This window comes from Desulfatiglans parachlorophenolica, assembly GCF_055394735.1.
The window spans coordinates 3,534,351-3,557,806 of sequence record NZ_AP042460.1; the positions used below are offsets into that span (position 1 = coordinate 3,534,351).

17 protein-coding genes are annotated in these 23,456 nt (G+C 60.8%); 2 read left to right on the forward strand and 15 right to left on the reverse strand.

What is annotated here, in order from left to right:
- Window positions 1–16: 16 nt before the first annotated feature.
- A complete protein-coding gene (locus tag ACZ500_RS16595; RefSeq protein WP_464228505.1) occupies window positions 17–1,159 on the reverse strand; it encodes a CaiB/BaiF CoA transferase family protein in 1,143 nt (380 codons plus the stop codon).
- 249 nt (window positions 1,160–1,408) lie between these two features.
- Between ACZ500_RS16595 and ACZ500_RS16600 the strand changes: the two genes are divergently transcribed.
- Together ACZ500_RS16600 and ACZ500_RS16605 are read left to right on the forward strand one after the other, a co-directional pair.
- Complete coding sequence (locus ACZ500_RS16600; RefSeq protein WP_296992848.1) at window positions 1,409–1,612, forward strand: type II toxin-antitoxin system VapB family antitoxin; 204 nt, start codon at window positions 1,409–1,411, stop codon at window positions 1,610–1,612.
- On the forward strand, window positions 1,590–1,997 hold the full coding sequence (locus tag ACZ500_RS16605) for a type II toxin-antitoxin system VapC family toxin (protein ID WP_464228506.1): 408 nt from the start codon (window positions 1,590–1,592) through the stop codon (window positions 1,995–1,997). The genes ACZ500_RS16600 and ACZ500_RS16605 overlap by 23 nt, the downstream gene beginning before the upstream one ends.
- 27 nt (window positions 1,998–2,024) lie before the next feature.
- Here ACZ500_RS16605 and ACZ500_RS16610 read toward each other — a convergent pair whose 3' ends face one another.
- The 14 genes from ACZ500_RS16610 to ACZ500_RS16675 form a co-directional block, all read right to left on the reverse strand.
- On the reverse strand, window positions 2,025–2,756 hold the full coding sequence (locus ACZ500_RS16610; protein WP_464228507.1) for a 2-phosphosulfolactate phosphatase: 732 nt from the start codon (window positions 2,754–2,756) through the stop codon (window positions 2,025–2,027).
- A 194-nt stretch (window positions 2,757–2,950) separates the two neighbouring features.
- Window positions 2,951–3,145 carry a hypothetical protein gene (locus tag ACZ500_RS16615; protein WP_464228509.1) on the reverse strand — a complete coding sequence of 65 codons (195 nt, stop codon included), beginning with the start codon at window positions 3,143–3,145 and terminating at the stop codon, window positions 2,951–2,953.
- Window positions 3,146–3,188: 43 nt separating this feature from the next.
- Complete coding sequence (locus tag ACZ500_RS16620) at window positions 3,189–4,511, reverse strand: phenylacetate--CoA ligase family protein (protein WP_464228510.1); 1,323 nt, start codon at window positions 4,509–4,511, stop codon at window positions 3,189–3,191.
- A gap of 321 nt (window positions 4,512–4,832) precedes the next feature.
- Window positions 4,833–5,771: a uroporphyrinogen decarboxylase/cobalamine-independent methonine synthase family protein gene (locus ACZ500_RS16625; protein WP_464228511.1), complete on the reverse strand. Its 939-nt coding sequence runs from the start codon at window positions 5,769–5,771 to the stop codon at window positions 4,833–4,835.
- Window positions 5,772–5,962: 191 nt separating this feature from the next.
- Entirely contained in the window at window positions 5,963–8,026 is a 2,064-nt protein-coding gene (locus ACZ500_RS16630; protein ID WP_464228512.1) for a hydantoinase B/oxoprolinase family protein, read from the reverse strand.
- Window positions 8,027–8,047: 21 nt separating this feature from the next.
- Entirely contained in the window at window positions 8,048–10,168 is a 2,121-nt protein-coding gene (locus ACZ500_RS16635) for a hydantoinase/oxoprolinase family protein (protein ID WP_464228513.1), read from the reverse strand.
- Window positions 10,165–10,539, reverse strand: coding sequence for an acetone carboxylase subunit gamma (locus ACZ500_RS16640; protein ID WP_464228514.1), 375 nt, complete (start codon window positions 10,537–10,539; stop codon window positions 10,165–10,167). The genes ACZ500_RS16635 and ACZ500_RS16640 overlap by 4 nt, the downstream gene beginning before the upstream one ends.
- A 5-nt stretch (window positions 10,540–10,544) precedes the next feature.
- Complete coding sequence (locus ACZ500_RS16645) at window positions 10,545–12,536, reverse strand: hydantoinase/oxoprolinase family protein (protein WP_464228515.1); 1,992 nt, start codon at window positions 12,534–12,536, stop codon at window positions 10,545–10,547.
- A 544-nt stretch (window positions 12,537–13,080) separates the two neighbouring features.
- A complete protein-coding gene (locus tag ACZ500_RS16650) occupies window positions 13,081–14,622 on the reverse strand; it encodes a sigma 54-interacting transcriptional regulator (protein WP_464233071.1) in 1,542 nt (513 codons plus the stop codon).
- Complete coding sequence (locus ACZ500_RS16655; RefSeq protein ID WP_464228516.1) at window positions 14,622–16,673, reverse strand: hydantoinase B/oxoprolinase family protein; 2,052 nt, start codon at window positions 16,671–16,673, stop codon at window positions 14,622–14,624. Before ACZ500_RS16655 ends, ACZ500_RS16650 begins: the two co-directional genes overlap by 1 nt.
- A 9-nt stretch (window positions 16,674–16,682) precedes the next feature.
- Window positions 16,683–18,782: a hydantoinase/oxoprolinase family protein gene (locus ACZ500_RS16660; protein ID WP_464228517.1), complete on the reverse strand. Its 2,100-nt coding sequence runs from the start codon at window positions 18,780–18,782 to the stop codon at window positions 16,683–16,685.
- Window positions 18,783–18,902: 120 nt separating this feature from the next.
- Window positions 18,903–19,229, reverse strand: a complete 327-nt coding sequence (locus ACZ500_RS16665) for an acetone carboxylase subunit gamma (RefSeq protein ID WP_464228518.1) — start codon at window positions 19,227–19,229, stop codon at window positions 18,903–18,905.
- Between the two features lie 25 nt (window positions 19,230–19,254).
- Window positions 19,255–21,264, reverse strand: a complete 2,010-nt coding sequence (locus tag ACZ500_RS16670) for a hydantoinase/oxoprolinase family protein (protein ID WP_464228519.1) — start codon at window positions 21,262–21,264, stop codon at window positions 19,255–19,257.
- Between the two features lie 786 nt (window positions 21,265–22,050).
- Window positions 22,051–23,292 carry an MBL fold metallo-hydrolase gene (locus tag ACZ500_RS16675; protein WP_464228520.1) on the reverse strand — a complete coding sequence of 414 codons (1,242 nt, stop codon included), beginning with the start codon at window positions 23,290–23,292 and terminating at the stop codon, window positions 22,051–22,053.
- Between the last annotated feature and the right edge of the window lie 164 nt (window positions 23,293–23,456).

Genomic DNA, 23,456 nt, shown 5'->3' on the forward strand with positions numbered 1-23,456 from the left:
CGCAGGGATGCCGAGGCTATTCGATGACCCCGTCCCGGGTCAGCGCATCGATCTTCGAACCTGAATAACCGAGGCCTTGCAGGATTTCCAGGGTGTCGGACCCACGCGGCCCAGGGTGTCCGCCCGCTGCACCGGGCGTCCTCGAAAGCCTCGGAGCCGGTGCGGGCTGCTTGAGGCCCTTCCGCTCGATCAGCAGCCCCCGTGCCCTGCCGTGCGGATGCTCCCCCACTTCGAAAGGTTCGAGGACGGGGGCGACGCACGCATCGGTGCCCTCGAAAACCGCCGTCCATTCGTCGCGCGTCCGCGTCTTGAAAACCGCTGTGAACCGCTCCTGCAGCAAAGGCCAGCCGGATCGGTCGTCCTGGCGCGGGAGCGCCTCCGAATCCAGGCCGAGCTTCTGCAGCAGCACCCGGTAAAACCGCTCCTCCAGCGCCCCGACGGCCATGAATCGGCCGTCGGCTGTCTCATAGGCCTGGTAGTAGGGCGCTCCCCCGTCGAGGTCGTTCACCCCATGCTCCGTGCTCATTAATCCGTGGCCCATGAGGCCGTAAAGGAACGTGCAGAGGCTGGAGGCGCCGTCCACCATGGCGGCATCCACCACCTGCCCTTTTCCGGATCGGCCGCGCTCGATCAGCGCCAGCAGGATTCCGAAGGCGGCCAGGAGGCCGCCGCCGGCAAAATCACCCAGGAGGTTGCACGGCGGAAGCGGTTTTTCGCCCTTGCGCCGGAACAAGGACAGGGCCCCCGAAACGGCGATGTAGTCGATATCGTGGCCGGCCATGTTCGCGTAGGGGCCCGTCTGCCCCCATCCCGTCAGGCGCGCATAGACTATGCCGGGGTTCGATTCGAAGACCATATCGGGGCCAAGACCCAGGGCCTCCATCACTCCGGGGCGATAGGGTTCGAGCAGGACATCATCCTGCTCGATCATCCTCCGGACGATCTCCCTCCCGGCCTCGTCCCGGAGATTCACCCGGATCGAGCGCTTCCCCCGATCAAACGGGTTGCGGTCCATGATGTGGGGGATCTCGGGCGCCCCGCGGGTCGGCCGGTCCACCACCACGACATCGGCCCCGAAATCCGCCAGCAGCATCCCACAATACGGCGAGGGCGCCAGCCCCGCCATCTCGATCACTTTGCACCCCGTCAACGGACGCATCTCATCCTCCCCGTCTGTATCCTTTCAACGCCGAGGCCGGTGGAAGCCGATTCAGGCCGCCCCTCGAGCCCCCACTCATCCATCATCGTCGGCAATCCTCTTGTTCCCCAGTTGTTTGGATCATGTCTGGAGATCTACTGGAACGCCACGCTTGACACTGTATATCGTTTGCATGTATTTTGTATATAAATGCAACCTGGAAATACCGACCGCAAAACATGTTTCGGTCCCTGGAGAAAATAAAACCCCATGACGAAAAAAGTGACATCCATCCGGCTCGATACCCGTCTTGCCGATGAAGCCGCGAAGATACTGGGTGTGAAAAGCAGGACGGAGGCCATTCACGTGGCCTTGAGGGAAATCGTCGCCCTGCAGAAATTCAAGGCCCTCATGGCGAGACATGCCGGGAAACTCTCCTTCGAGGGGATGGATGAGCAGGCTGATCCTCTTTGACAGCTCCGTTCTCATCGATCACCTCCGAACTGGGCGTCACGCGGAGCGGATCGAGACCTTGAGCGGGCTGATCAGGATGTCATCCGTGGTCCTGGCCGAATTGTGGCGCGGCGCGACAAAGACCGCCGAAAAGGCATTCCTCAAGGAGTTGGAGAGAAACCATCCCGTTTTTACACCCACAGAGAAGAACTGGCTCGAATCCGGTCACATCCTGGCCAAGATACGGGCCGATAGAGGTTTTTCGACGGGAAAGCTGCGCGACCTGCATTTCGACGTCCTGATCGCGTTGACGGCGAGATCCCACGGCGCCTGGCTGATCCATTCCAACCGGCAGGATTTCGAACTGATCCAGCAATATCATCCATTTCAACAAGAGATCTGGTGACGGCCACCCCCTCTTCAAGCCTGTGACTCAGCACCCGGGAGGCCGGACCACCAGCCTGTCCCCATCCCGCGCCACGATCGGCACGGCGTCGAACAGATCCCGCTGCAGGCAGAAGAGCGGATCCTCAGGCGGCAGATAGGGCCTCGATCGCGTCAGAAATTTCTGTGCCGTCGGTTGAAAAACGACCTCCCGGAACACCTTCACCGGGTCGTAGGGGGTGCCGTTGAGGAGGTGCTCCAGATAATCGGCGCAGGCCTCGTCCTCCGGGGCAGGCCTGAGCGCCCGGTCGCCCATCGCGACGAGGGTGACTTCCCCGAGCTGCAAGCCCTTCAGGTATTCCGCGATGGCCGAGGCTGTTACGAAGCTGCCCAGGATGACCTCGTCGGCGCTCGCCGCCGCCAGGCTCACCCCGGTCACCCCGGCGGTGGTCCGGTGGATGACGGTCCTGCCCTCGAAGCGCCGCGCGCCTTCGGCGATGATCCGGGAAGGGGAGTTCCCCATGTCCCCGCCTTCGATGGGGACCTCGTCAACCTCCCCTACCAACACCGCATCGGGGTGGAAGCGTTTCAACTCCACGGCCCTCAGGGGATCCGCCTCCAGCATGACCTTCGAGGCCCCGAAATAGAAAAAGAGCGGCGTGCAGGAAAAGGCCCGGAACACATCGATGACGACCACCGTGCCCCGCGCCCCCCGCGCCCCCTCCGCCAGACGTTTTCGAATCACCTTCATACGCAAAACCGGCCACCGGTCCTGTTCCACCACCCCGCCACCGGGTGGAACGGCGGGCATCCTACAGCATGAGCATAAGACCATCCACCGGGCCACGGGCCGGCTGTGAGCATTTGACAGCCTGCCATATAAAATGGCTTCCGGCACCTGCTCCGAACCCGGTGAGAACCGGATTCCTCCGCCCGGCCCAACGCATGACGAAGGCTCGGGGCGCCGGATTTCCATCACGTCTGTCCGGTGGTCTTCCGGTGAAACGCTACCATATCAAGACAGCAAATTCCACGGCTTAAATGGTATCCATCCGAAAATGAGGGTTTTTGCCCGAAATCAAGGAAATCAACCGTTTGCCCAAAGGCGACCTGCAGGTCGCCCCACAAGCAAACGTGCGGAATGACGCCGAGATTGGCCAAAAAGACCATTTCCGGATGGAACCTGAATAGACGTCGACCTACACCGCACCTTTCACCTGACGCGCACGAGCGGCGTTTTGTAGACCGTTCTCGGGATAGTCTCCGGGGGAACCAGGTTGGCCTCGATCTTCACGACAAGGATCTCCCTGACCTTGTTTTCGATGTCTTTCTTGAGTCTGGCCTTGTCCTCCACCGAAGGCAGCACCTCGATGTCCACCGGGATGGGCTTGTCGAACCGGATCTGTGCGGCGGAATCCTTGACCACCTGGAGGTAACCTGTGAGGACGTCCTTGAAGGAGGTCACCACCACATCGCGGATCGCCGAAGGAAAGACGTTCATGGCCTTGTAGATCAGCATGTCATCGACCCGGCCGATGCAGCGCATCCTGGGCGATGTTCGCCCGCAGGAGCACTCGACCGCCTCGACCCGGATGAAGTCATGCGAAGCGTACCGGATGATGGGGGTCGCTTCGCGGGTGATCGTCGTGTAGACGGGCTCGCCACAGACGCCGGGCTCCCAGGGCAGGTGCTTGCCCGTTTCAGGGTCGGTCAATTCCACCATGACATGGGGCTGCGCCGTAAAGTGCATGCCCTTTTCCTCGTCGCACTCCGCCCACATCCCCGGCATGATGTCGGCCAGCCCCATGATCTCGCGCACGCTTTCGGCGCCCCACAGCTCCTTGATCCGGTCGCGGATGGGTTCCTCGCCGAGGCCCGGCTCCCCGCCCCCGAGGATCTTCCGGACCCCCAGGTCCTTCGCGTCGACACCGAGATACTTGCGGCAGTTCTCCGCCAGGTACAGGTCGAAGCTGGTCGTCCCGAGGATCGCCGTGCAGTGCAGGTTGCGCAGCGTCTCGAAGAGCCTTTCCGTGGCGAGTCCGCCCGCCCAGACAACCGTCGCCCCGATATGGCGCATCCCCTCGAAGTAGGGCTCCCCTCCGGCGAATATGGGCATGCCCACCACGTGCGCCGCCACGTCGCTCTTTCGTATGTTCGCTGTATAGGTGAAGGCGGCCAGCGACTCCCGCCAGGACTCCAGGTCCTTCCGGGTAATCCCGTAATAAACCGGACGCCCCGTCGTTCCGGATGACGAAATGACCTGAACGATGTCCTCCGTCCTGGCGACCTGGATCGTCCCCAGCGGGTTTTCGGCGTCACCTGCCAACTGCGCCTCACGGATCTCGCTCTTGGTCATCACCGGAACCGCTGTCAGGTCATCGAAGGAAGCAACAGCCTTCGTTTCCGCCAGGTGCTTCCGGTAAAAAGGCGAGTTCGACTTCACGTAGTCGAGCAGGAGGTTGAACTTTTCGAGCCAGTATCGGTGGACATCCGCCCATGGCATGGTCTCGAACCGTTGGTTCCAGTAATCACCCATCCTTGCATCCCTCCATCACTGGGAATCCATAGCGGCAGGACAGCCTCGAAGCCCGAGTTCCGCAGCGCGCGAAACCGCTCGTCGGCAGCCCGTATCCGCCCTTGATCCCAGATTTTTCAAATGATTGGCATCACCGTCCGAAGCCGCCACTGCGGCCCCCGGCAGCTTGATCGGAAAGCCATCTGCCAGATCTGAGCGCCGGCGGCATCCACCTGCCGGCCCTCCTTGAAAAGTCTCAAAAAACGGAAAACCGCCCCTGCTTGACAAAGAAATGTCGAAAGATGAATTGTGTCCCCCGGCCTCCTGCCAACCGGTCAGCCGCTATCGGAGATACTCGCGGATAGCCTGGATGCCGCGGATCATGGCCTCCTTGTCGACATCGGCGGGGATTTCCCCCTCCGTCGTCAGCAGAAAGAGATCCGCGGCATCCAGCGCCCGGCCCACTCCGCTCCGCTCCAGATACGCGGCGATCTCCCCAGGGGGCTTCTCCATCACAGACACCGGTATCGAGAAGGAGATCTTTTTCGCCGGTCCCCAGAGTTCCGGTTCGGCATCGGCCGGAAAGACCAACGCCTCGACGGTCCGCCGCAGAACCGCAACGTTCTCCTTTCCAAATTCCTTCTGCATCAGAAGCGCTGGAAACCCGTAATACTTCGCCGTATTCCAGATAGGCGAGTAGACTCGGGTCAGGACCCTCGCGAGATTCGCATCCATGGGCGGCAATGCGTCCTCGGCGACGATCATGATGTCGATGCCCGTCTCGCCCAAGGCCCTGGCAAACGTCAGGACCGCCTTCGTGCAAACGGAAAGGAGCCTCGGTTGAGCCATGACCTCTCCGGCCGAAAGCCCCGTCAACCGAACGGCAAGCGTCACGGGCCCGTTCAACCATCCGGTCAGCAGCGTTTCCGGCAGAAGCATCTGCAGCCTTTTGGTCACATCCAGCGCGACCATCAGTCTATCGTTCCGCAGGACCTCATCCATCCGGTTTTCGAGTCCGTGGCACTCTTCCGGGCTCAGAGATCGATCGGCCGCCGATCCGCAGAGGGACACCAGAGCGTCGGGCAGAAGCTTCGCATCGCCATAAGCGAAGATAGCTTCCAGACCGAAATGCCTCTGGATCGAGCGGAGGGCGTTCGAGACCTTGGTCGGGTCATGGAGGAAGGTGTTCAGCGGCAGGTCCTCCAGCAGCGCCCCGAAGGAAAAGATCCACGGCACAAAGATGCGCCCCTTCTTGAGCCCTTCTTTCTTTACCCGGGACATACCCATCCTCCTTTGAGTCTCGCCATCCGAGTCCTCGCCTCCGTTGTCACATCTCGTTTCATCCCCTATCGACCATGCCGGGGCTGCCCGCCCCTTGGAATCCATCCTCCGGGAGGGCCCCCGGCAGGGCGATCAGGGTTCCATGTTGGACATCGTGGGCATTTGGCGCAGAAACGATTCCTCAGCACCTCTTATGGTCGGAAGATGGGCTGGATGCACTGCGCCTCCGGCCAAGTCCCGTAAAACTTCAGGATCGCATCGTCCACCTTCAGGCCGGTCCACTCAGAGGTGAACTCGTCAAACGGCTTTCCGCGCGCGAGCCTCGCCAGGCGCTCTTCTTTCCGCGCCGCTTCGGTCCCCTCCCGGTCCAGCTTGAGGGTCTGGGGGTCATAGGCGAGCTTGTAGACCTGCAGGGCCGACCAGTCCGAAATGATCTGGTCCTTCAGGTCCTGAATCACCAGGTCCGGCTCCCGGTCGAGGGGATCCCCATACCCGGCGCCTCCGGTCGCGAACCCGAACGTGATCACGTCGTTCTGCTGGAACATGGTGGTAGGCCGCCCGAAAAACTCGTTCTGCCACTTCCCGCCGACGGTTTTGCGGGTCAAAATGTCGAACAGCTCCAGCTTGAGATCCTTTTCTCCCTTTTGCATCCGTTCCATGATGTCGGCGCCGCGGATGCTGATGCCCGGAACCGTGCAGGGGGCGTAGCCGCCGAAGAGGCCCTGGGGTGTCTGGATCTTGCTGTTGTCCGAGATGGCCATGAAGAAGACCTGCGGAACATGGTGGGCCACCCACATCTGCACGGTTCCCACCCCGCCGCGGTACTTGCCGTGCCCGCAGGAGTCCTTCCAGTGGTTGGAAAGCGGAACGAGCAGAGGGAGGTCGAGTTCCATCTCCTCGACGTCCGGCGTCCGTCCGAACACACACCACGGAAAGCCGAAGGCGTTGACGCCGTCCATGGTGGGGCGCCCGCCCTGGCCCTCGCTGTTGAGGGAATAGGCCAGCATGTCCGCGAAGGGTAGATTCCACTGGGAAAGGCCAGCCAGCACCATGGCGTTCCCGGCGTTGCCCTGCGAGGCCGAGGTCTGCTGCCACATCTCCTTCGTGCTGAACATCATCTTCCCGAACACGGTGTGCAGCGCGCTCATCACGCCGGTCGAGATCATGACCGCACAGCTGGTGGCCGCACGCGCATCGGGATTGAGGCAAGACCCTTCGGGAAAGTTGAAATCGAAGGGTTCGAACGTGGCGCTGCTCACCGGGAGGTCGTGGAAGATGTATTCGTAGATGAAGTTGGAGATGTGCCCCACCACCGCCTGCACGTGGGCGTTATAGGAATAGGGATTCTCCGGGGAGGTCCCGGTGAAGTCCATGGTGAGCCGGCTGCCTTTTTTCGTCGCCGTCATGAAGCAGGAGCGGATGAGGCCTACCTCCATCCCGACGCCGTCGGCGAAGTTGACCGACGTGAAGGTGCCGTCCGGCCAGGAGGCGATCTTCTTCCGCGCCCCTTCCTCCGCGACGATGAGCATCTTGCGCATGAGCCCCTTGACGTAATCGGGGCTTTTTTCCTGCGCCAGTTCCACCAGCCGTTTGCGGGTCCGGTCAGCCGCCGTAGCCCTGGCCTTGAGGTCGATGACCACCATCTGGGGCGCCCGCATGCCGAAGGCGGCCATCAGCTCGAGAAAATCCTCACGGATTCGGAAATCCTCACCGATCTTGATCGGCGGGAAGTTGCCGCCTTCCAGGAACCGTGAGGTGGCATTGATGGGCATCCCGCCGGGCTCGCTGGCACCCGTCTCCGTCGTGTGGGAAGCCGCGCCCGTCCAGGCGATAAGCTCCCCCTTGAAGAACACGGGCATGACGATGACGCAGTCCGGATTGTGGATCCCCCCGTAGAGCGCATCGTTGGTAAACCAGATGTCCCCGTCCCGTATGCCCGGGTTTTCGCTGTAGCTTTTCATGATGAACTTGATGATGGCCGGCTGGATGATGGCGTGCAGGTAGGTGCCGCTGCTGGCATTGCCCATATCGCCTTTGGCGGTGAAAACCGCCACCATGGAATCCCCCGCGACCCCCATGGAACTTCGCGAGGAGCGGATGAACACCTCCATCGCCTCGTCGAGAATATTGTTGATGCGCTCGAAACCCACTTCATAATCCCCGGGGTTCAGCGTATCCACGCACCGCATTTCGTCCGCGTCCGCGGGTTCCACCTTGATCATGGAGAGTTTTTCTTCAGCGGTTGGAATCGCCATGCTACTCACCTCCTTCTAGGGTTAACCCCGCGAGATGCGGGCAAACAGGTGCTGGTCGATGGAGCAGGTCAGGGCCGGCGGAATGACCAGGGTCGTGTACTCCGTCTCGAGGATGGAAGGCCCCTTGACGACATTCCCGGGCTTCAGATCCAGGTATTCATAGACGGGCGTCTCCTCGAAGCCGCCGTTGCCCCAATAGCACTGGCGCACCCCCTTTTGCGCCGCGGCGGGGTCCGTGCCCGCCATCTCGAAGGTGGGAATCACCGGCTTTTCCGTCGGGATAACCGCCGTCACGACGAAGCTTTCCACGTAGCATCCGCCCGCCGGGTGCACGACCAAGGGGCTGAAGGTCTCGCTGAATTCTTTTTCGAACTCCTTGTAAACCGCTGTCAGGTCCCCTTCCGAGCGCACATAGAGGAGCGGAGAACTCGATCGCTTGCGGTGCACCTGCCCCCCGTACAGCATGTCGAGCTCCAGTTTGAACACCGCCCGGGCCGGGTCGAGGCCTTCGCCCCGAAGCTCCTTCTTCGCCCGTTCGATCAGCACCTCCACCGTGGCATTGAAGTCGTCGTAGTTTTTGTTGAATTTTCTGGTCACGGGCTCCATGACCATGTAGCGGTGGGAGGTCTCGTAGATGTGCATGATGTCCATGACCGACGATCCCAGCGCCGAGAAGACCGGGGAGAAGGGGAAGACCATGGCTGCCGGGATCTCGCCCATATACCCCGCCACATGCGTCGGCCCCCCGCCGCCGATGGCGAAGAGGACAAATTCCCGCGGGTCATACCCGCGCAGATGGATCTCCTTGCGGATGGCTGCCGCCATGTGCTGGTCCACGATCTTCCGGACGAGCATGGCGGTCTCCGGTACGCTCAGCCCCAAGGGCTCGGCCAGTTGAGTTCGGATGGCCTCCTCGGACTTCTCTTTATTCAAGAGCATCCGGCCGCCGAAGTAATAGTCCGGATCGAGGTATCCCAGCACCAGGTCCGCGTCGGTCACCGTCGGGGCCTCGCCCCCCTGGTCGTAGCAGATCGGGCCGGGATAGGAGCCGGCGCTCTGCGGTCCCACCTCGAGCTTGTTCCCGAGCAGTTCGTTCACCCAGGCGATCGAGCCCCCGCCCGCCCCGATCGACATGGTCTGGAGCATGGTGATCCCCACCATCCACCGGTCGAGGATGGGGCGGAAGTCGTAGTTGCGGACGCTCTGCTTCACCACGAGGCCGATGTCGAAACTCGTGCCGCCGACATCGCTCGCAATGACGTTCTGGTATCCGAGTTCCTGCGCCAGGCGGTAGGACCCGATGAGGCCCGCCACGGGACCTGCGCTGTAGGTCCTGACCGCGTCCGTCTTGAAGACCTCGGCCATGCCGCCCGAGTTGTGGACCATCATGAAGGGGCCGCGGTAGTCGTACTCGCGCAGTTTGTCCCACATGGCGGAAAGCTCCATCTGCATCGCCCGGAACAGATAGGCGTCCAGCACCGCCGTCATGGTCCGCTGGTACTCACCGGACCTGCCGACCACATCGCTTGCCAGCACCACCGGCAGACAGCCTAAATAGTAGTCCTTGTATTCCTCCCGGATGATGGCCTTGATGCGCCGCTCGTGCTCCGGGTTGGCAGGCGACCAGAGGAGCGAGACGACGAACCCCCTCACCCCCTTGTCCACCAGGAAATTGATCTTCTCACGGACATCCTCCTCGTCGAGTGGACGCACCACCTGCCCGAAGGAGTCGATCCGCTCCTTCACGCCCACGATAAACTCCCGTGGGATGATGGGCTGTGGCTTGTTCTGCACCGCCAGGTTCCGCCGCTCGGTGATCCGGGTGCCGTCGACCCACTGGGCCCCCCGTCCGATGAGGATGCCGTCTTCGTGTCCCTCCGTCGTGATGAGCCCAAGCCGCGGCCCCTTGCGCTCGATCAGGCGGTTCATGGCCACCGTGGTCGAGTAGCGCAGGAGGTCGATCTTCGGGAGGAGTTCGTCCAGCGCCATGTCGAGTTCGCGCGCACTCTCCTCGATCACGCCGAGGAAGCACACCGAAAGGTCGTAGGGCGTAGTCTGCGCCTTTTTGATGATCGTTTGCCCTTCGAAGCTCAGGACGAGATCCGTAAAGGTGCCTCCCACGTCAATGTCGATGGTATTCATGCTTTCACCTCCAGGCGCTTGTTCACGACACGCAGTTCGCCGCTTTCGATCCGGCTTTTCAGGCCGGCGAGATCGATGGCGATGTCATGGGTGATGGGATGGCCGAGGGGCAGATATTCCGTCTCGATCTGAACGCCGCAGCCGGGGCAGTAGAATTCCAGGATCCGCACCCAATTCGGGTCCGGGGCGAAGGTATATTCCCCTTCATAAACGGCGTTGTGCACCTCTCTCGGGTCCCGGGCATAGACCAGACATCCCCGCTTGTAATTCTCTGCAGCCCCGATCAAGGGCTTGCCGCACGCGCTGCAGTACCATTGCTCTTCTCCCAGATCCAGGTCCAGGTATTCCGTCACTCTGATTCTATCTCCCATGGCCGTTACCTCCTGGTCAAAACGCCGTTCCGATATGCATCCAAGGAAAGAGTCCAGTTTCGGGGAACGATGTAGGTGCTGTCCCGGCTCTCCAGGATCGCGTGCCCTTCGATCCGGTTGCCGGGCTCCAGCTTCTCCCAATCATAGAGCCTGCTCAGGACCTGTTCCGTCCCCCGGTAAACCTCACGCTCGCCCTTCGCGGCGTCGGAGGCATCCTCCCTCCCCAGAGGGAGAGCGAGCGGCTGCATCTTGGCGGCCTTCGCCCTCGCGCGCAGTCTGAGGATCTCGACCACCCTCTCCCCGTCGCTGCTCTTGGGCAGCCGCTCCACCAGCCGCTCCTTGAACAGACTCAGAAGACCGGCCGTATCGAGGGATCGGATCGTCCACTCGCAACTCACCGGATAGGATCCTTCCCTGTCATGCAGCTCGACATACAGTTCCGTCTCCACGGTATCCATGGGGAATCCTTCCCCGGCCATGTCCCGCCTGGCGTCGGCCATCATGCGGCCGATGATGCGCGGCAGCGCAGCCGCCTCGCCGATGGGCAGGAAGGGGGAGTATTCATACGTGTGGGAGACATCCGCCACCGACGAACCGAATGCGCTCAAGACAGAGCCGAGATCGAAGACGTAGACCGAGGGGATGTCGGCCTTGCGGGCCACCTCGCACCCCACCATGGCGCCGTTGCCGCCGAAGGCGAAGAGGACATACTCCTCCGCGGGCTTTCCCTGCCGCCGGATCAGTGCGTTGACCTCGTCGGCGATCATGCGCGTGGCCCGGTTGGCAATCTGATAAGCGGCCATTTCGGATTCCACCTCGAGGGGGCCGGCAACCTGCTCTGCGATCACGGCCCGTGCGCGCTCCTTCTGGAGCTTCTTCCCACCGCCGGAGAAATAATCCGGATCCAGAAAACCCTTGACCAGGTACGCATCGGTCAGCGTCGCCTCCGTTCCTCCCAGGTCGTAGCAGGCCGGACCGGGATAGGCCCCCATGCTCTCCGGGCCCAGACTCAGCTTGCCGTCCACCGCGCGAGCGACGGTCCCTCCTCCAAGCGCAATGCTTCGAAGGTCGAGCATGTTCTGTTTCAACGGCACACCGAGGATATCCGCCTCCCGGACCATGGCCGGCCGGAAATGCTCCACGAGGCCGATCTTGGTGGTCGTCCCGCCCACATCCAGGGTGATGACATGCGGCAGGTGGTACTGCTCGGCCCAGAAGGCACCGGCGTGGATACCGAAGATCGGGCCGGATTCGATCGTGTCGACGGGTTTGGTCTTGGCGACCCGAGCGACCCCGCCGTCGGTGTGCCCGAGCAGCAGCGGCCGCAGATACCCGCGATCCCTCAATTCGTCCTCGGCCTTGAACATGGCACGGGCCATGGGGCCGTGCACATAGGAATTCATCAGCGCCATGTGCGTCCGGTTCATCTCATCGGGGTGCTTACAGATATCGCCCGCCATCAGAAAGGGGACATTCCCGAGATAGTGGTCCGGATACTGTTCTTCGAAGAGGCCCTTGATTTCCATCTCGCTCTGGAGGTTTTTGAACCCGTCCTTCAGGCTGATGCAGATCCTGCGCACCCCCTTTTCCAAAAGCCGCTTCAGCTGAACCACCAGGGTGTTGGCATCCAGGGGAAAAGCGACCGCCTCGACGTTTTCCCCCTCCAGCAGACGGCCGAAGGCCGGACTCCGCTTCCCATCCGAGTAGAGGGATTCCCGGTAACCCTCCGTGACGAAAATCCCCAGCTTGGGGCCCTTTTTCTCGGCCAGGATATTGGTCGCCGTCGTGTTGGACCAGCGGACGATATCCACCTGCTCCAGAAAGCCCTCGAGATCGGCAAACCCGAAGGCGGAGGCTCCTTCCTGCATCGCGTTGAGCCACGCAATGGTGATGTCATGGGGGGTGGTGTCCACCTTGACCCGCTTGATCTCTTTGCCGTTGGTAAACAAGCCGTCGGTGAAGGTGCCCCCCGTGTCAATATCGACTGTGAAGCCCATCTTTCCCCTCCTCTTCCGCGAACATCCAAAAAGCAACCGGTCGAATCCCCCGGGCCGATCCCGGAACCCATGAGGTGCAATGAGCAACGTTCATGCCAGGGCATCCCGCATCTAAATACCTTAATAAAATGCAGCCATTTACATGAGCATGACCGTAGTATTCGCAGAAGTGGAGGGCGCCTTCATGGGGTGTGCAGCGGGGGAATCCTAGTCAAAACGCAACTGTAATTGCGTTTCTGTTTATTTGAGAAGCCTGAATCGTTGCAAATCTGCTAGTGTCATAGAGCACTTCAGATCCGTCGCTTCAGAGGGGCGCACAGCTTGGCCGACCATCAGGGGACCCAACGGTCGGTCTGCAACCATATTTTCAGGCGGGGCAAATTGGCAAAGGATGCGGATTAATCTCCGCGGTCTCGATTTGCGGCGAAGAAAGCTCACATATTCACACGCGGCGAGCCGTTTTGAGACCATACCCACGTACTGAACCGAGCCGACAGGGTCGAGGGTGCTCTTCGATCCGAACGGATGAAGATGGTGCCTGGGACTAACGTAGTTTACGAAGCTTGCGATGAAGCGTGACGGGGTGAATGCCGGCCTGGCGGGCGGCCTTCGCCACGTTCCCGCCGTTCGCTTCGAGAAGGGTCTTGAAATAGCGGGCCTCGAAAGCCTCGCAGGCCTCGCGGTAGGATTGAAGCATGGGTTCCGGCTCCATGGTGCCGGCTTCCGCCGGGCTGCTCGATGAAGAGTCTTCGATTGGAAAAGGGCCAGGCCCCCCGGGCCGGGACGCATAGTCGGCACGGCCCGCCTGATACGGATCAGCCGATCGCCTGCTGTCTGCAGAATCGCCCGGGTGCACCTCAGACAGGGGATCCTCTCGACCGAGGGCCGCCTGGATCTTTCCGGAGTATTGGGAGATCTGTTTGCGCGTGATGAGGCGCTGTCCATCGGGCAGCGTGGCCGCCAGGCCCTCCATGAGGTTTTCGAGCTCGCGCACATTTCCCGGCCAGTCATAGGCATCGAGAAGCCGCACCGCCTCCGGCGAGAGCTGAATGGGGTCCAGGCGGTTTTTCAGGCAGAAACGCGTCAGGAAATAATCCGCCAGAGGCAGGATGTCCTCCGTCCGCTGCCTCAGCGACGGCGCCCGCAGGTACACCACATTCAGACGGTAGTAAAGGTCCGCCCTGAATCGCCGCTCATCGACCGCCTGATCGAGGTTCCGATTGGTTGCGGCGATGATCCGCACATCCGCCTTCTGCGCCGCAGAGCCGCCCACACGGGTAAATTCCTGATTCTCCAGGAATCTCAGCAGCGCCACCTGGCCTTTCGGCGTAAGTTCGCCGACCTCGTCCAGGAAAAGCGTCCCGCCCTGCGCCTCTTCCAGGAACCCGGCATGCCTGCGGGTCGCACCGGTAAAGGCCCCCTTCTCGTGGCCGAAGAAGATGCTCTCGAAGAGCGCCTCGGGGACGGCCCCGCAGTTTACGGCTACGAACGGCCCATCCCTTCGCTCGCTTTCGAGATGGACGGCACGCGCGATCAACTCCTTGCCCGTGCCGCTCTCCCCGTATATCAGGACGTTGACCTGCATCGGGCCGATCTGCCGGATGGTCCTCTGCAACTCCAGGAGGAGACAGCTTTTGCCGATCATGCCGTATCCGGCGCCGCTGCCGAGGCCCGCCTCGGCCTGTTTACGGAGTTCATCGCGCCTCGAAAAGGCCCCCCGCAGGGCCTGCTCCACCCGTGCGGCGTTGTTGAAAGGGCGCACGAGATAGTCGAAGGCCCCGGCATGCACCACCGCCAGGGCCACGTCCACATCCGCCTCCTCGGAAACAGCGATGATCGGCGTCACGGTATTGTGCTCGGCCAGGCGCCGCATCGAAACGAGCGCCTGCTCCACACGGTCTTGAAAATGAACGATGACGGCATCCAGGGCCGTGTCCGCCGCCGCATCCAGGATGTCCGAGCCTTTCGCCGCGGAGGTCACGCGCAGACCCGGCAGCCGGAGGACCTCGGTCAGGAAATAGCCGCAGTACCCGTCGTCCTCGACAAGAAGGACACTCCTCTCCCCTTGAAGCCCGGCCTTCTCCATCACGGTGTCTCGCCTCCGCCCCATCGGCTTTGCGGCCATGGACCGTAATATTTGAGGATCTCGTCCTTCGGCCGCCTCACGGACCACTTTTGCATGAAGGCCTGCCAGGAAAGCCCCTGGACGAGCCGCTGTTTCCGCACGCCCTCCCGCCGCCTGACAGTCTCATCCTCATCGACCGATTTCGTGACAGGGTCATACACCACGTGGTAGACATTACGCGCCACCCAATCGGAGATCACCTCCCGCTCCACGTCCTGGACCACCCGTTCGGGGTCCCGCTCCAGGACATCCCCGTACCCGACCCCGCCATGGGAGCAGCCGACAAAGATATCCCCTTCCTCGAAGGTCTCCGCCGCGCGCAGGTTCGTCGTCGTTTCATACGTCCCCGCTATCCGCCGCTCCTCGATCAACTGGTAGACATCCGTCGGCAGATCGGCATCTCCCCGCTCGAACTTGTCGAGCACATCGGTGCCGCGGACCTGTATCCCCGGATGGGTCGGAGGAGGATAACCCCCGAAAAAGGACTGAAGCGCCTGAACCCGAGACGATTTGATGATGGACTGATACACGGCCCGCGGCGCGCCCCGCACCGCCCAGGCCACCGTGATGCCCGCTCCGCCCCGGTATTTCCCGTGCCCGCAGGAATCCCTCAGGAGCTTCTGAAAAAGGTGGATATGCGGTTTTTCATCCTCCTCCTCTTCGACGTCAGGCCCCCGACCCCAGGGCCCCCATGGAAAACCCCAGGCATCCACGCCATCGGCATCGCATCGGGCGCCTCCCCCCTCCGCGTTCAGCGGGTAGGCCAACATGTCGCTGAAGGGCACCCCCCACTGGTTCACACCGGCCATGATATAGGCATCCCCGTTGTTTCCGAAAGGCCCCGTGGCCAACTCCCGTACCCCAGATGCAAACAGGATCTTCGACATGGTCAAATGCACCAGACACATGGCGAGGCTGCAGATGAGAACCGAATTCGCCACCGCTGCCTCCGGGTGTGCATTGAAGCAGGTGCCCTTGGGGACAATGGTCTCGATCGGCTCCCAGATCCCGGCCGAAAGCGGCAGATCGTGAAACGGGAATCCGTAGAGGTACATGGCGTTGTGCGCGATCATGGTGTGCTTGAAGGCGTTGTAGGGTCCGGGCGTCTGCGGGGAGGTGTCCGTAAAATCCAGGCTCAATCGGTCGCCCCGTTTCCGGAGCGTGCAGGCGCCCTTCACCAGCCCCTCGTCCACCCCGATGTGGTCCGTGAAGACGACACTTCGAAAGGTGCCGTCCACCCAGCCGGAGATGCGGCGGCGCACGGCCTCGGCCGTGCTCTTGAGGATCCGCGAAAAGACCCCGATCAGAAAGCCGCCGCCCTTTTCGGCCGCCATCTCCTCGATCCTCAGACGCACCCGGTCACAGGCCATCACCCGCGCACGGGTGTCGATCATCTGCATGTGGGGCGTCCGCGAGACCATATTGGCCATCATCTCCAGGAGATCTTCCCGCAGCCTGAAGTTTTCGCCGATCCGCATGGGGCTCATCTTGAGCCCTTCGTCGTAGCGCGTCCTGGCGCTGACCGGCATCCCACCCGGCTCGCAGGCCCCGGTCTCCGGCTGATGGCACGCGGCGGCCGCCCATGCAATCAGGCGCCCGTTCCAGAAGATGGGGACGAAGGCGAACTGGTCGGGATTGTGGACCCCCCCGTAAACGGCGTCGTTGGCATAGAAGATATCGCCCGGCCGCACCCCGACGTCGGGATGGTCCTTCCAGCGGTGGCAGATGTACTTGATCTGGGGCTGGCCGCACACGGCGTAGAGGTAGGAACCGCAGGCAGCCGTTACCATGTCCCCCCTGGCGGTGTACAACCCGACGCTCACGTCCCCGGATCGCAGCATGCTGGAGACGCCGCTCCGGACGAAGATCTCCTTGGCCTCCTCCACAATCATGTTGAGTTTTTCGCGGGCCACCCCGTAATCGATGGGGTCGAGTCCCTCCATGCACGTCCGCTCTTCCTCGGTGAGCGGTTCGGGCTTCAACCGCTCGGTGAAGGTCATGTCCAGGATCACGGCGCCCTCTCAAGCAGGAGCGGCTCGTTCATCGAGCCACTCGATTCGGTGGTTCATATACCCGTCCACAAAAAGCTCCACCCCTCTCGGGAGAACCGTCGTCGTATTCCGGGCCTCCACCACGGCAGGCCCTTCGATCACGTTCCCGCTCCGAAGCGCCTCCCCATCATATAAGCGGGTCTTCTCAAACCCCTTTTCCGATTCCCAGTAAACCGGACGACTGCCTTTGCGCGCCTGGCGAGAAGGCACAGACCGGCCGTCCTTCAAGCGCGGGAAAACGGCCCGCTTCAACGGGTAAATGGCGTGGAGCACAAAACTTTCGATGCTCACACCACCCTGCGAGTAGACTCCCGCCGGTCCGAAAAACCGCCGGTATTCGTCCAGAAAAACATCCAGGAGCGCCAAGAGATCCGGCGGTCCCGCGAGCCGCAGCGTCGGGCTCAGGATCCGCCTGACGTGGAGCTGCTTGACGAACTTCATGTCGAGCTCCAGGCGGAACCGGAGGTTTTCGGGGTTCAGCCCCTCGGCCCGGACGTCTTGCCCGGCCTTTTCTATGAGCTGGTTCACGATGCGGTTGAAGTGGCCCGTGTCCAGGACAGGCGTCTCGTCTCCCTGCGGCACCACCAGCAGCCGGCGCGAGAGTTCGTAGATGTGCCGCACGTCCATGAGGGACCCGGAAAAGGCGCAGAAAACCGGCGAGAAGGGGAAGGCGATCAGCCGCCGGATATGGCTCGCCCCCGCAAAACCGCAACAGTGGGTTGGCCCCGCCCCCCCGAAACTGAAGAGCACAAAACGCCGTGGATCATGCCCCCGCAGCACCGTCTCATTGAACAGGCTGTTTCCCATGAATCCGTCCACGAGCCGGCGCACCGCCGCGGCGGCCTCCACCGCATCCATCTTGAGGGGGCCTGCGACGCGGTCCAGAATCGCCTGCTGCGCGAGGTCGCCGTCCAGGCGGATCCTCCCCCCGTGGAAAAAATCCGGGTTGATGTAGCCGAGGACCACGTCCGCATCCGTCACCGTCGGTTCCACGCCGCCCATGTTGTAGCAGGCCGGCCCGGGCATCGCACCGGCGCTCTGCGGCCCCACCTCCAGCCGCCCTCCCATGGCCTCGTTGGTCCAGGCGATGGAGCCGCCCCCGGCGCCGATGGTCCTGCAGTCCACCATATTGAGGTTCACCATCCAACGGTCGATCAGCGGCCGCACCTCGGTGTAGTGCCAGCGGCCGTCGTGGATGATGCCCACGTCGAAACTCGTGCCGCCCATATCGGTCGTGACGACGTCCGGCAGGCCATACAGCTTCGCAATCTCCAGACTCCCGGCGATGCCTGCGATATGGCCGCCGTTGTAAGTATCCACCGCCGTGGTCTTCAGGACCTCGCCCATGCCGCCCGAGTTGTGGACCATCAGGACCGGGCCGCGGTAGCCGTTCTGCCTCAGCTCCCGCCTGAAACCGGCCAGGTCGCTCGAGACCGACGGGTGGAGGTAGGCATCGAGGATGGCCGTCATCGCCCGCTGGTACTCACCCTTCTTGGGTTGGATCTCGTGCGAAAGCATGACGGGTATACGCCCCAGAGTGACCTCCGGGTATTCCTCTTCGATGATCTCCCTGACCCGGATCTCATGCGCGCCATTCACATGGGCCCAGAGGAGGCACACCACGATCCCCCGGACTCCCTGATCCACCAGACGATGCACCTTCCGTCTCACATCCTCTTCGTCGAGAGGACGGATCACTTCCCCCCGGTGATCCATCCTCTCCTTGATCCCTGCGATGCGCTCCCGCGGTATGATGGGCGTAGGCTTTCTGACCATTGCGAGGTTCCGCGTCTCGGACTTCGAAAGCCCGTCGTCCCATTGCGCCCCCTTGCCGATCAGGATCCCGTCCTCGAACCCCTCGGTTGCAATCAGGCCGATCTTCGGCCCTGTCCGTTCGATGAGCTTGTTCATCGCCAGGGTCGTGGAGTATCGGATCATGTTCGTCCTCGGCAAAACGGTTTCCGAACTCTCGCCGAACTGCTGCGCCGCATCGGCCAAGGCCCTGGCAAAACCGACCGACAGGTCGTACCGCGTCGTGGGCGATTTGCCGTAGGCCCGACGCTCTGCCATCTGCAGAAAACAATCGGTGAACGTCCCTCCGATATCCACATCGATGGTATTAGGCGCCCCGGAGCCGATGGGCCAACATGCCCTACCCTCTTGAACTCGATTCACGGACATGGCTTCGACCTAAGAACAGTGTCTGCGTTTGAGTGCATCGATGTCGATCTCGATGTCGTGAGTCACGGGATGTCCGGGAGGCAAAAACTCGTTTTCCATCATGGTGCCACAGCCCGGGCAGTAAAACTCGATGATCCGGATCCATTCCGGATCCGGAGAGAAGGTAAAGGGCCCCTCGATCACCGGGGGGTACAGGGAGCGCGGGTCACGATCGAAGATGAGGCATCCTTTCTTGTAGTTGTCCCTGGCAGGACCCAGTGCGTACCCGCATCGGCTGCAGCGCCACTGCTCGGCCTCGAGATCGATGTCGAGGTATTCGGTAATGGAAATCTTCACGATGAGCCTCCGCCCAAAAACCGGATTATGCCGTGCCGGACCGTGAAAGCCTCACGTTCCTGCGTTTATCGAGCGCTGATCGAATCCCCGCGGGAATCACGACAGTGGTATCACGGCTTTCGAGAATGCAAGGACCCATCACACTCATCGGAACCTCCGCCCCATCCCAGCGGTGCACTCGTGCACGGAACCATTCGCCGCCTCCCCCGTATATCATCCGCTCGCCGCCGACTCCGCTCATCCCATCGAAACTCACCAGGGCATCCACCTCCGCATGCGGCATTTCCCCGACAGCGGTGAGAACAACCCGCGCCAGGCGAAGGGCCCTCGAGGCACCACGCGCACTGAAAAGCCGGTCTATCTGCCCATAAATCGCATTCCAATCTCCTGGCCAAAGGAATACCATAGGGAAATCACAGCCCCGCCGCCCCCCGAAGGCCCCGGATTCGACCTCCAGCCAGACCTTGAATTGAACCCGCTCAGGTTGAAAGCCCTCGGCTGCCATATCTCGAAAAGCCCTCCGCTGGAGCGTAAGGATAACATCGTTCAATTTCTCGCACACCCCCGCCCCGCACTCCGCTGATGGACCCATAGGCAGATCTGTCTCTTCTTCGTAGCGATGCACAACATCCATCCCACTTGTCCCGTACGTGCCAAAGACCGAACCCAGCCTAAAAACGCGGCAATCCTTGAGCCCTGCAGCCTCGCAGAGGGCCCAGCCAAGGCACCCGCCGCACCCGCCGACCGCAAAAAGCGACGTGTCCGCCGGATCGAGCCCGAAGCGTATCATCGCCTGCTGGAGCACCTCCGCAATCCGCCCCACGGCCTCCTCTCTGACACGCCAGGCGGCCTCCTCACAGGAAACCCCCAAAGGCCCGCCGATCCACTCCTCAAAGACCCGCTCCGCCAGCCCCCGTTTCAACCGCCTATCGCCCCCGAGGAAATAGCCCTCGTCGAAATACCCGAGTAGCAGAAACGCGTCCGTCAATGTAGGCTCAGCCCCCCCAAGACCATAGCAGACAGGCCCCGGAAACGCCCCGACGCTGCTCGGCCCCAACGACAGCGCACCCATACCGTCCATCTGCACAACCGAACCTCCGCCGATCCCAATGGTGAAAGCGATGGGCAATCCACCCATTGGATAGGCCCCGCTCACCGGCGCTCCCCGGACGATCTCGCCTTGCCGAATCACGCCGATTTCGGTGCTGGTCCCCCCGATATCCACCGTAAGGACGTTCCGAAGCCCGTACCGCTTTGAAATTTGGAGGGAGCCAAAGATCCCCGCCGCAGCCCCTGAACTGATGGTCTTCTCCGCCGTCGATTTCGATACACGCGAACTCCCGCCGTCGGCATGCACCAACAGCAGGGGATAGGGATACCCCTGCTCGCGCAGGAAATCCTCGATCTCCAGAAAGGGACCCGCCACCGCCCGATGGACATAGGCGTTGAAGACAATTCGGTTGGAGCGAACCCGATAGTCCCGGACCCGGCTCAACTGCCCCCCCGTGACGACAGGGATCGATCCGATAAAGTGACTGGCGTAATACTGGTGAACAAAGCCTTTGGCGCGCTCTTCGGCCCGCAGGAACCCTCCCTTGCCACCTTTCAAACTGATAACGAGAATGTCCGCACCTTCCAATATGAGTCGATAGGCCGCGTTCCGGATCTCGTCCACCCCCGCATCAACCCCCACCTCGATCATCATTCCAGGTACCACCGGCATGCATACGCCCTCGGGGAAGGACTTCTGCCGCAGGAAGTCCTCCGCTGCCCCTGTTTCCAGGATCAATCCGATGCAGAGTCCCTTTCGCTCCAGGAGCAAATTGATGGAGAGGCTCGTCGAAAGCCGGATCACCCGGACACAGGAAAGAAATGCTCGCAGATGTTCGAAACCGAGCGCTTCCTGCCCCTTTTCGAAGGCTCTCCTGAAGCAGACGTTCAGGTCATGAGGCGTTGTATCCACCTTGATCAGTTTCCTAAGCCGTCGGCCCGAAAAGATTGCATCGGTGAAGGTCCCCCCGATGTCTATATCCACGCAATACCTCTCACGCGTGTCAGATGAACCACGCCCGCTGCATGGATCGGTGATAGACTGGATTGCCATGCTAAACCTCGACGGCTCGTTCGAATAGATGTCGCCGCTCGAACGTCAATGTCCGGGCAGCCGGTTGGGCTCCCCGCTTTACCCAAAACCCCAGGCAACCTCATAGATTCTGTATCATGATACCGGCTCATCACAAAATCACAACATTGTTTCATCTGCAGAGACGGATCGTCTTCCTTTTCTTTCGCTGGTTCAGATCCATGGGGTGACCCCAAAAGGGTCCGCCTCACATATGTAACGCTCATTTTTGTTGAGAGACCTTCCAATTATGGATGGTATGTGTTTTTACAAGTCTCAACTGTTTTGCAAGAAATTTATAATATTTTTATAGTAGCTTAAATGTGGCGTAGCAATTTGTTAGCGATTGATAAATGTCAAGAGGATACAGAAAAGCATACTTATTTAGATGTTATTCCCAATGATTTCATCTTAGAACCAAATTTCTAAACTATTCTTAATCCTTAACATCTAATCATTAATAGATAAATTCCTCCTAGCACATTTTGCACCCGGATAGATACGATATTGAGTAAAATTATCAAACAGAAAACTTAATTCACATCGGTCTTATGCCCTGGAATTTTCTTAGCATGGGAGATATTGACCGCAGGCCTCTCTACGTCTTCCTGCAATGAGATTACCGCCATAGACATCCTTTCAGCCAATCTTCCAACCGTCCCAGTCCAAAAAAACTTCCTATCAACTATCAGCTATGTCTCACTTCACGCGGTAGCGCATCGCACCCGGCTCGCCATCGCCCGCTGGCACCCTTTCCACGCACTTCATTGCATCCGCAAGGTACTCCATGTGGGCCTCAACCTCCTCAAGTGCGAGGATACGGTCATAGCCCTCCAGGGGTTTCCCTTGGATCTCGGTGAAGTAGCGGTCCGTCAACTCAACCAGTGTCTGGGGTTCCTCAAGAAGCGACAGTAAATCGGCAAGGCGGTTGTGGTGCTGATTGATGATTTCGAGGGCCCGGCCGCGCACATTGAGCACATCCTCGTTGTGGCCGCCAAGCCCAATCCGGATCCTCTTGGTCCGCGAACAGATCTTCAGAAGCGAGGGTATATAGTGACCAAGCCCCATTCCTTTCATGTAGAACTTCGGAAACTGGTGCGGCGTGATATCCATCAGAATGTGATCACCAAGCATAAGAATATCGCCAACTTGCAGCGTGATCTGGCCGGGGCAGTGACCCGGCACATGGATCACCTCAAAACCTTCGACGATCCGATCCCCGTCTTCAACCGGGTGAGAGACCTGAAATCCTTCCAACGACCGCTTCCCGCTCGTGTACATCTCTATGAACTCGCCCAGGATCTCCCCTCCAAGCCCAGCCTTCTTCAAGAAGCTTGATATCGTCTCCCGGAGTTGAACAAGCGCGGACTGAATGTTCTCAACTGACCAGACGTCGTCTCTGTGCACGTAGATGTTTCGCCGCCGCCCACGAGTAAGGAATGCCAAACCGCCAAAGTGGTCGATGTGGGCGTGGGTGATGACGATATTCGCCACATCGTTCAACCCGATCCGCTCCGCGTAGAACTCGCTTACAACCTGAAAACCCTTTCTCAGAGATTCCTCTGAATGACGCGTTCCGCAATCAACCAGGGTGAGTTCCCGCCCCAAGATGAGGCAGCAGTTGGTATAATGCGAGCACAAAGCACCCTTGCGAAAGCTCAGGACTGGGATGCGGTAGACCGTATGCCCGCTTGAAGTCTCATATCGCCGCACACCCGCTACGCCATAGGTCTTTACATAGTAAGAGCGGCATGACATCGCCGCCGGTTCCTCTTTCAGAAGCCAGATCCGCCTGTAGTGCTCCATCCGAAGGGCTCGTTCGCCGTACTTCTGAATTAACTCTGAAATCTCCTGTTCACGCTCCGCTGGCAAACCATCAAAGACGCCCTGAACGAACTTATCATACTCCAGGCGATGAAAAGTTTCCTCCACAATGTCCACGTCACCCCTCCTTCGAAGCGCCCGCATACGACAATTTGCTGTCGGGCCATGAAATACCAACCTACGCCAACAACCAAACTCAACACCCTTCCAGGCACCCCAGGACACAAATCACCTGCGCCCCCACCGGCAGCAAAAGCTGATCCTGCTTCAACACGCAATCC